This is a genomic window from Candidatus Sarmatiella mevalonica (assembly GCF_016751895.1).
Taxonomy (GTDB): domain Bacteria; phylum Pseudomonadota; class Alphaproteobacteria; order Rickettsiales; family Rickettsiaceae; genus Sarmatiella; species Sarmatiella mevalonica.
On the sequence record NZ_JACVVM010000059.1, the window covers coordinates 1 to 8,177 of the forward strand.

The 8,177-nt window shown below is 36.0% G+C and carries 6 protein-coding genes and 1 pseudogene; 4 read left to right on the forward strand and 3 right to left on the reverse strand.

All coding sequences use genetic code 11. The features are described 5' to 3' along the window. A partial coding sequence (locus Sarmat_RS05130) for a transposase (RefSeq protein WP_202149207.1) occupies positions 1-317 on the forward strand: 317 nt, incomplete at its 5' end. Between the two features lie 471 nt (positions 318-788). On the opposite strand, the gene Sarmat_RS05135 is transcribed toward Sarmat_RS05130, so the two are convergent. Together Sarmat_RS05135 and Sarmat_RS05140 are read right to left on the reverse strand one after the other, a co-directional pair. Continuing rightward, the gene (locus Sarmat_RS05135) at positions 789-1,505 is read right to left on the reverse strand and encodes a phosphatase PAP2 family protein (protein WP_202149731.1); all 717 of its coding nucleotides are present in this window, start codon (positions 1,503-1,505) and stop codon (positions 789-791) included. Between the two features lie 25 nt (positions 1,506-1,530). Beyond that, on the reverse strand, positions 1,531-4,011 hold the full coding sequence (locus Sarmat_RS05140) for a tetratricopeptide repeat protein (RefSeq protein WP_202149732.1): 2,481 nt from the start codon (positions 4,009-4,011) through the stop codon (positions 1,531-1,533). A 483-nt stretch (positions 4,012-4,494) separates the two neighbouring features. Between Sarmat_RS05140 and Sarmat_RS05145 the strand changes: the two genes are divergently transcribed. Genes Sarmat_RS05145 through Sarmat_RS05155 form a run of 3 tightly spaced genes read left to right on the forward strand, consistent with a single transcriptional unit; the run spans position 4,495 to position 7,495 of the window. Next, the gene (locus tag Sarmat_RS05145; RefSeq protein WP_202149733.1) at positions 4,495-5,052 is read left to right on the forward strand and encodes a nucleotide exchange factor GrpE; all 558 of its coding nucleotides are present in this window, start codon (positions 4,495-4,497) and stop codon (positions 5,050-5,052) included. A gap of 34 nt (positions 5,053-5,086) precedes the next feature. Next, on the forward strand, positions 5,087-6,400 hold the full coding sequence (locus Sarmat_RS05150; RefSeq protein WP_202149734.1) for a hypothetical protein: 1,314 nt from the start codon (positions 5,087-5,089) through the stop codon (positions 6,398-6,400). A gap of 3 nt (positions 6,401-6,403) precedes the next feature. Next, a complete protein-coding gene (locus Sarmat_RS05155; protein ID WP_202149735.1) occupies positions 6,404-7,495 on the forward strand; it encodes an EscU/YscU/HrcU family type III secretion system export apparatus switch protein in 1,092 nt (363 codons plus the stop codon). Between the two features lie 407 nt (positions 7,496-7,902). On the opposite strand, the pseudogene Sarmat_RS05160 reads toward Sarmat_RS05155, so the two are convergent. Further along, positions 7,903-8,177 (reverse strand): annotated as a pseudogene (locus tag Sarmat_RS05160) (hypothetical protein); the annotation flags it as partial.

Sequence of the window (8,177 nt, forward strand, 5' to 3'; positions counted from 1 at the left end):
TAGCTCCTATGGTATTTAATGGTTCATGTAATACCCAGCTATTCGAAAGCTGGGTAGAGCAATTCTTGATCAAAGAGCTAAAAGCTGGGCAAGTTGTGATAATGGATAACGCTGCATTTCATAGATCACAAAAGACAAAAGATCTCATTGAATCTGTTGGTTGTAAGGTAATTTTTCTTCCTCCTTATTCACCTGATTTTAACCCAATAGAGAAATTTTGGGCTAATATGAAGCGATGGGTTAAGCAGAAAATTTCTGACTTTCAGAGTCTTTTTGCTTCGTTATCTTTCTTTTTTAAATACGCTACCTCAAATTAATTTACTATACATAAATTGTAAGGTACTATGCTAGAACCCATGGATATTCACTCAAAAGTGCACGATGCTATGGCAAACACGACTGAGGAGCGAAAGGTCGTACAAACACAATAGGTGCTTTGATAGGTTCTGCTTTGATTGCAATAGGTCTACTAACTGAGTCTGTAGACACGGACTATTCACTTTCTAGGTTGTGAATATATTACTGCTAAATATTCCAAAAAAAAGTGTAATTATCATGGATAATGCTTCTTCCATAAGGGCGAAGATGTGCAGCGAATCATCGAGATGCTGGACATACTTTGCTATACTTACCACCATATTCCCAGATCTCAATCTCATAGAGAAAAAATAGGCTCAAGCGAAACATATACGAAGAGCTACCAATTGTACTATTGATGCATTATTTACAAATTATTTGGCATAGTCTTTTTATGACGCTTTAGTTATATGGGATTGACTCTTACAATTTCAAAGGAGTTTATTAAAGTAAAAAAAGCATACACGGCGCACCATGAAAGCAATACACACCCCCCCCAACAAATCAATTGGAAAGTGCATAGCTAACCCTACGCGCGAAAGACAGACAAGTAACAAAGTTAACGAAAGGCCAAGCTTACAATATACATTAGACCCTCCTCCAAACTCTATTCCTGATGCTAACTGTGGCTGCACTCCAATGCTCGAATCCTCACTTAACTTCACGTACGCGCGAAGTTCTGCACTTTCATTTGGCCCTTGCATTCGCTCATCATGAGCGAGTTTCGAAAGAGGTTTATTATTACTCTTCTCCCAAAAAAGCATGAGTGCAAAAAATGCAAAAGCTGCATGGGCACTAGGAAAGCTAGAATTGCATCGCTCACTATTTAAATCTAAGATACTTGGCACACCCAATGCGCAGAAGGGGCGTTGGGCATTCACTGTATATTTTAAAGTAAACAATACTACCACCAACAAACAATACGAAACTAAATCCTGTTGCGCCCTTAAACAACCCCCCCTTTTTTTTTCTCGCCTAATGCGCAAAAAGCAATAGAGCAGCATAAACAAACTAAAAACTTTTATATCAAAACAGATTGACAATATCTTATAAAACTCAAGCAAGACGGCGTTATTTCTGCTCAGGTCATACAGAAATAAGAAATACTGTTTATTTAACTCTGATAGCTTATTTAACTCTGATATCATAATAAATAAGATTTCAAAAAGAGATCTATTGCATGAGAGTCTTTATAGACTGAGATGTTTTAGAAGAAACTGTTGTTCTCAAAAGCTCTATATCTCGCTTAATCTCTTCATCGGTAATCTGAAAATCTTTCACAACCTCATCTAACCCATCACTATCTCCTAAATTATAATAAGCGATAGCTAGATGCAGTACATCACCCTGGCTTAGCGCTATACCCTTGGTATGCATGAAACGCATGAGGTCTATATATTCTTGCCATAATTCTAACGCAAAAAACAATTCTTTCTTCAAATCCAAGAACTGCTCTTGATTAGAACCTTTAACATATTTTAATGCCTCAGAATATTTACCAAGTTTAACGAGCAATTCAATACGCAACGCTTGTCTATCTTGATAAAGCGCAAAAGAAAGATTATTTAAATCTGTTTTATTCAAAATCTCAATAGCTTTTTGATATTCCTGCATTTTAATGTACAAACGCGACAATTGATTCGCAATCACCACTCGTTGCTCTTCCTTCGCTCTATATTTTATTTGATGTAATAATAACTTTTCAGTTTGAGGTAGCAATCCTAGATTCTCCAGTCTCTGAGCTATAGACAAAACCATTTGATCTCCAGATTCATTCTGCGGCAAAAACCTCTGAAATTCATCAAACAACGTTACTAATTCAAAATCGCGGATAGCAGTGGACTCAGATTCATCCGCAAGAAAAATGCGCGACAAAAGAGAGTATATTTTCTCTCTAACAGCCAGTAAGTTGGTATAAGGTACATAATCAATAATCTTAGCGTAATTACGTAAAGCCTGAGGATATTGACCAACCTTTTCCTGCAGATCAGCTAAGTATAATAAAACGTTAGTAGCAAGCACATCACCACGCCATAAAAATTGTATTGCATTTAAAATATCAATAGCCTTCTCTGGCTTAATTAGCTCTAAATCAAGCCTGATGCGAGTATCAAGCAACCAAGCCCGCTGCATGTTGCGCGGGTCATGCTGAGAGAGCAAGACCGACTTTAGCAGAGATCTTGCATGAACTTTATCATCATTTTCGTTAAGATAATAAGCTTTCAGATAAGTTAAAGCATTCTTATCTCTCTGTCGCTGGGCGACGCGCGCATTTTGAAGCAACTGCCCTCGCTGAACGTAATCTTTTTTATCTATGCATAATTCAAGTTCCGTTAAAAATAAAGGCCAATATAAATTATCATTATAACTATCTAATAATTTTATCACTTCATCTTTTATACCAAGCAAACCACTAAAAGCATGAGGATTCATCTTATATTTGTTATAATTATACCATAACAGCACTTCTCGATAAATCGGCAAATTTTGAGAAAGCGAGAGTAGATCTAAAAACAATTTATCTGCCTCGGAAAATCTACAAAGCATTGAGGAGTTCACCGCCCTAATAAACTGGACTCTAAAATTCTTGCGATATAAATCTGTATAACTCCTTGATAGACCATCAATTCTTTTCTCAACGCTATAGTAGTCACCATTCAAAAAGTGAAAATTAATAAGCCGCACAATCAAATTGAAAGCATCTTCAGATGAGTCAGCAAGATCAATTTTTTCTTGAAACTTACGCACTTGAGCGAAATAACTATTCTTTGTTGTAGCGTCACTAGCATCAGTTTCTACCACCGCCTCAGCCTGATCTGGAAGAATACTTATTAACTCTTGTTTGTATTGAGTCTCCTCTGGCTGCTGCTGAACATCCGAGTTGCTAACATATGCGCTATTAGCGTTTTTCGCCTCCTCTATCATCTCTTCTGAAATATGCAGTGGAGTGAAATTACCAGCACGCCTATCATTTTGCACTAACTCTATTTTTTTACGAGTTAGAGTAGTTGTGAGTTCATATCTTGGCAACTCAAATACTATACCATTACGAGCTGGTAAAAAATTTAAAAAATTACTATGAAAATTTGGATTTACTCTGCCAAAATTTGATAATAATGGTATAACCCTCATAGGGGGATGACCTAAAATTTTTAAATCTAAATACTTATTGTAACTAAAGTTATTTAGCCCTACGATTGTGTTTTTCGTTTCAGTTAATGCAAGCGCGGAATTATTAATCTCAACCCCTCCTAATCTCACATACCAAACTCCACCATTTTTTTTACAATTTAACACCGCACCGCTATTGATATGAGTAATGCGCAAAATAGTGAATTTAGGATGGGGTATTTGCACAAATTCAGTAAAAAATTCATCTGTTTTAAATCCAAATCGCTTATACCTATCGAACACTAGCCACAAAGAACCATCTAAGTAAAAACTGGCAAGGCACACTTTTTCTTGAGTTTTAAAATCAAAAACTATAGTATGCATGCCTCCCTGATACTGTGTCTGTGCAAACTCCATATCAGTCGAAGCGCTAGACACCTCTGTTGCTTCCTTCTCTTTCTGAGACTTCTCTTGCTCGTTAATTATTTTTGCATCTTCAGCAAACAAACTCTCTTGTTTGACTTGCGTTTTTTGCGTAGACACATCAGCCGCAATAGCGCTGGTTAATAATAATAAAAAAGGATAAATAACGCAGGGGAATTGAAAAAAGCGTAAAAAGAACTTATACATTAATAGAAGGATAAGTAACAAATTGAATTGAGAAAAGCGCAAGTGAGATAGGAAGAAAAGCGATTGATCATCAAACCATATCACATTCAGATAGAGCGTTGATTATCGCAACAACAGCATGAAAAAATTATATCTGGCCCAGTGGCTAGTGTCAACTCACGTTACACTAACAAAAGGAGATTAGCATTGTTACTTATACCTTTTTTGTAACAATAGATGTCTTGTATAACTCGCTCATGAGAGGTAAATGTGAAAAATCTAATCACCTCGCTCAACTTAATGTGTGTATACAAACAGTAATTTATATATTAAAATTTTCACGAACGCAAAACATCAATTGAATTAAAGATTGATTTTTTAAACTTAAAAAACATACAACATATATATTGCAAACTTATGATTGATAAAGAAGATATTGAATTAAACATTAATTCTAACCAAGAGGAAGCTGAAAATATAGATCAAGATTATGAAGATGCTGAGCAGTACATAGACGAAACTAAGTTTTTGAAAGAACAAATAGCTGAGCTAAATCACAAACTTTTGTCTGTTGTGGCTGAATGCGATAATATGAGCAAAAGGCATGAGAGGATTTTGGAAGACACGAAAGACTACGCGGTCACCAACTTAATTAAAGAGTTGGTTGTGGTGATGGATAATCTAGATAGAGCGCTAGAACACTCCAAAAATACAGAGGATTTGGAAGTGAAGAATATGGCGCTGGGCATTCAAATGACTAAAGACGCTCTGCAATCTATATTTTTAAAACATGGTGTGGTAATTATTGATCCAAAAGCCGGAGATAAGTTTGACTACCGCGCTCATCATGCCATTAAATCTGAAGATGCAGGGCAAGAAGATGGCTCCATTATTCAAACCGTACAAGTTGGATATAGTATAAAAAATAGGTTGGTGCGTTCAGCCATGGTAATAGTACAGGGATCTTCAAATTAGCACCTGCTTTAATATAATTTTTGGAATTATTTTTTTGATGATCATTTTATTCTGCTTATTTTTAATCTGTAACGCGAACGTATTTGCCAACAATCAAGTTGTAGATTCTGGCGTTTTATCTAGCATGGATAAAGATAAGCAGATGCAATCATCGCTGAATCATCAACAATCTTTGCAACATGATGATAGCGCTTTTGCACCTCCTTACGACCTCACTGTGTTAGGTTTATATATTCAGGGCGCAGGGGGTAACTCTACTGAAGCAGAGATTAACGCGCATGAGCTTGGTATGCGCAGAGCAATACTTTTGTTAATAGATAAATTGGGTATTGGGCAAAGCGCTTTAAATCCTGAAGATTTGAGCTATGAAGCTCTCAAAACAGTCTTTACACCAATAAACGTAGAGTTAGGAGATAGTACTAATCTTTCTTATTCTGCGCTCGTAGATTATCGATATCGACTAGATAGCTTATATAAAATAATATACAATAATAGCAACCAAAAGGTGCAGGATTTATTCCATTCATATGCAGTTATCCCCATAATAAAGCGCGGTGCTATGATGCATATTGCAGATAATTCGATAGATTCGCAAATCAAATGGGATAAATACTGGATGATGGTTAAAAACATCTTCGAAGAACAAGGGTTGCTTATTATGTTTTCCTCTCACTTTCCTCCTGGTTTTAGCGCGCAAAATGTATTAAACGCTACTTATAATGATGCGTTGATGGCGTTTTATCCAAAGCTAATCAAGGGCGTGATTTTTGTTGTGATAGAATATTTTACTGATTTCTCGAACGGAGCTGCTAGTTTGAAGAGTATTTATAAAGTACAAGAATTTGATAAACCACTGAATAATTTTGAACAAACTTTCTCACTCTCTTCCGCCGTAGACGACGTAACTATAGCTAACAGCATTATGCATTATTTAATACAAAATTACGGCCTTTCGTCTAGTGATGATAATAGCAAAGAAGATGCCTATTCCACGCTTGATATTATTTTTAACAATGACCTAAAAACTGCCATAGCTAATGATGACTACAGCAAGCTTAAATCTCAAATTCCTCATGATATCAAGTTATTTGTTAATCTGAGAACCGCAGAAGAGTTAAAGCAAATTCAGCAAACTCTTGTGTCTATTCATTTTATTAAAAAGATAGAGGTGGACTTAGATAATACAAAAAAACCAGATTTACGCGGCGGCATAAACTACTGCATTACCATTACCATCAGCGGAGGAGAGGATGAATTAGTAGAAGCTCTTTATAATTTTAAATGGAGTATGGAGAGAATAAACGAAGAAAGCTTTAATCTCAACAAAATTGACGACGGTGGAATTTAATGTATGTCCGATGAAGACGAAGACTCCAAAACCGAAGACCCCTCTGACAAGAAAATACAAGATGCTATTAAAAAGGGGAATGTAGTTAATTCTAAAGAAGTTACTAGCTTCGCCGTATTATTGAGTTTAACAATAATAGTTTCCTGGATTCTGCCAAATCTGGTGATGTCTTTAATAAAACCCATGAGGTATTTTATAGAAAAAGCCGGAGATATCAGGATTGATTTTGGAGTAATCGCTAGCATGACGCAAAGCATAATAGGCTTTGGTCTTATAGCTTTAGCTCCTATTTTTGGCATAGTTATTATCGCAATTATTATCGCATTTTATTCGCAGCATGGACAGCTAGTGTTTAGCGCCGAGAGTTTAAAGCCGGATATTAGCAAACTCTCTATTATAAAGGGGTTTGGTAGAATCTTTTCCAAAAAGGGTTTGGTAGAGTTTGTAAAACAACTGTGCAAAATTGGTATAGTGGGTTTTTGTATATACCTAGTGGTTATGAAAGAGATTAAATATATACCTATTTATCATGAACTTTCTATCACAAGCATTCTTGGCGTAACTCACGCGCTTGCTGGGCGAGTGCTACGCATCTCATTAATGGTTATGGCGGGAGTGGCGGCGCTTGACTATCTCTATCAAAAACACAACTACATGAAATCTCTACGCATGACTAAGCATGAGATGAAGGAAGAATGGAAAGAAAGCGAAGGGAACCCGGAAATTAAGTCGAAACTGTATCAAAAAAGACAGGAAATTTCTCAGCGTAGAATGCAGCAAACAGTACCTAATTCCACCGCAGTGATAACAAATCCGCAACACTATTCGGTTGTTTTACAATATGATTTTAGCCCAACCAGCGTACCAAAAGTCGTAGAAAAGGGATTGGATAGCATGGCGCTTAAAATCCAGGCGTTAGCTAGAGAGCATGATGTACCAATTATAGAAGACCCACCTTTAGCGCGAGGTTTGTATCATGATGTTGGTATCAATAAATTTATCTCTCAAAAATACTACCAACCAGTTGCGCAAATTATGGCATACGTGAACTCTTTGAATGAGAAGAGAGCGCAGCAAAAAAAGAGTAACATTTAGAAAAGAATCGATTCTATAACTAGGCAGTATCGACATTGATTTTATGTTTAGTCCCACTAAGAACTGGTTAGGATTAAGTATAAAGTATTCAGGATGAATTGTCCACTGATTTAAAATAAATTGCCAAGGAGTTGTACCTTTGATAGCTTTCAGTCGTTTAGCGAAGTTATAAGCCATCAAATAAGCATACAGATGCTGTTTCAGCTCATCATGAGATGCATAAGGGGACCGTTGTAAGATGAGATTTTAGAAAATTTTGTATTTTGTAGTTAAAATTTTTGTTTGAGTGATTTTATAAGGATTTTGCTATTAAAAACTGCATAGTTTTTTAGTCAAATCAGAAATTAATCTCATTTTTAGCTGTTTTAGTTTTGTTATAAGCCTAAATAGATGTATTTTTACCTGTTTTATGCAGCAAGGACGGTTAAACGCTTTAAATTAAAACAGATTGCATTCATAAATTCAGCAAATTGATTTTTTGCTATTCCTACATATCGCAGTCGTTTATTATCCTGAGCAAACACCCTTTCGAAAGGAGATCTAATGTAAGTATAATAGCGGTCGAGATCAAAATTCTTTTCCTTCATATTGTTTTTCTTAATAGCACATAGATGAACTCCCTTACGAGCCGCTGCTATCCTGGCGGGGGCAACGCAATAACCTTTGTCAGCATATGTAGCTC

Coding starts and splice junctions, on each gene's coding strand:
- Sarmat_RS05135 (WP_202149731.1), bottom strand. CDS start 1,505: ATGATATCAGAGTTAAATAAGCTATCAGAGTTAAATAAACAGTATTTC.
- Sarmat_RS05145 (WP_202149733.1), top strand. CDS start 4,495: ATGATTGATAAAGAAGATATTGAATTAAACATTAATTCTAACCAAGAG.
- Sarmat_RS05155 (WP_202149735.1), top strand. CDS start 6,404: ATGTCCGATGAAGACGAAGACTCCAAAACCGAAGACCCCTCTGACAAG.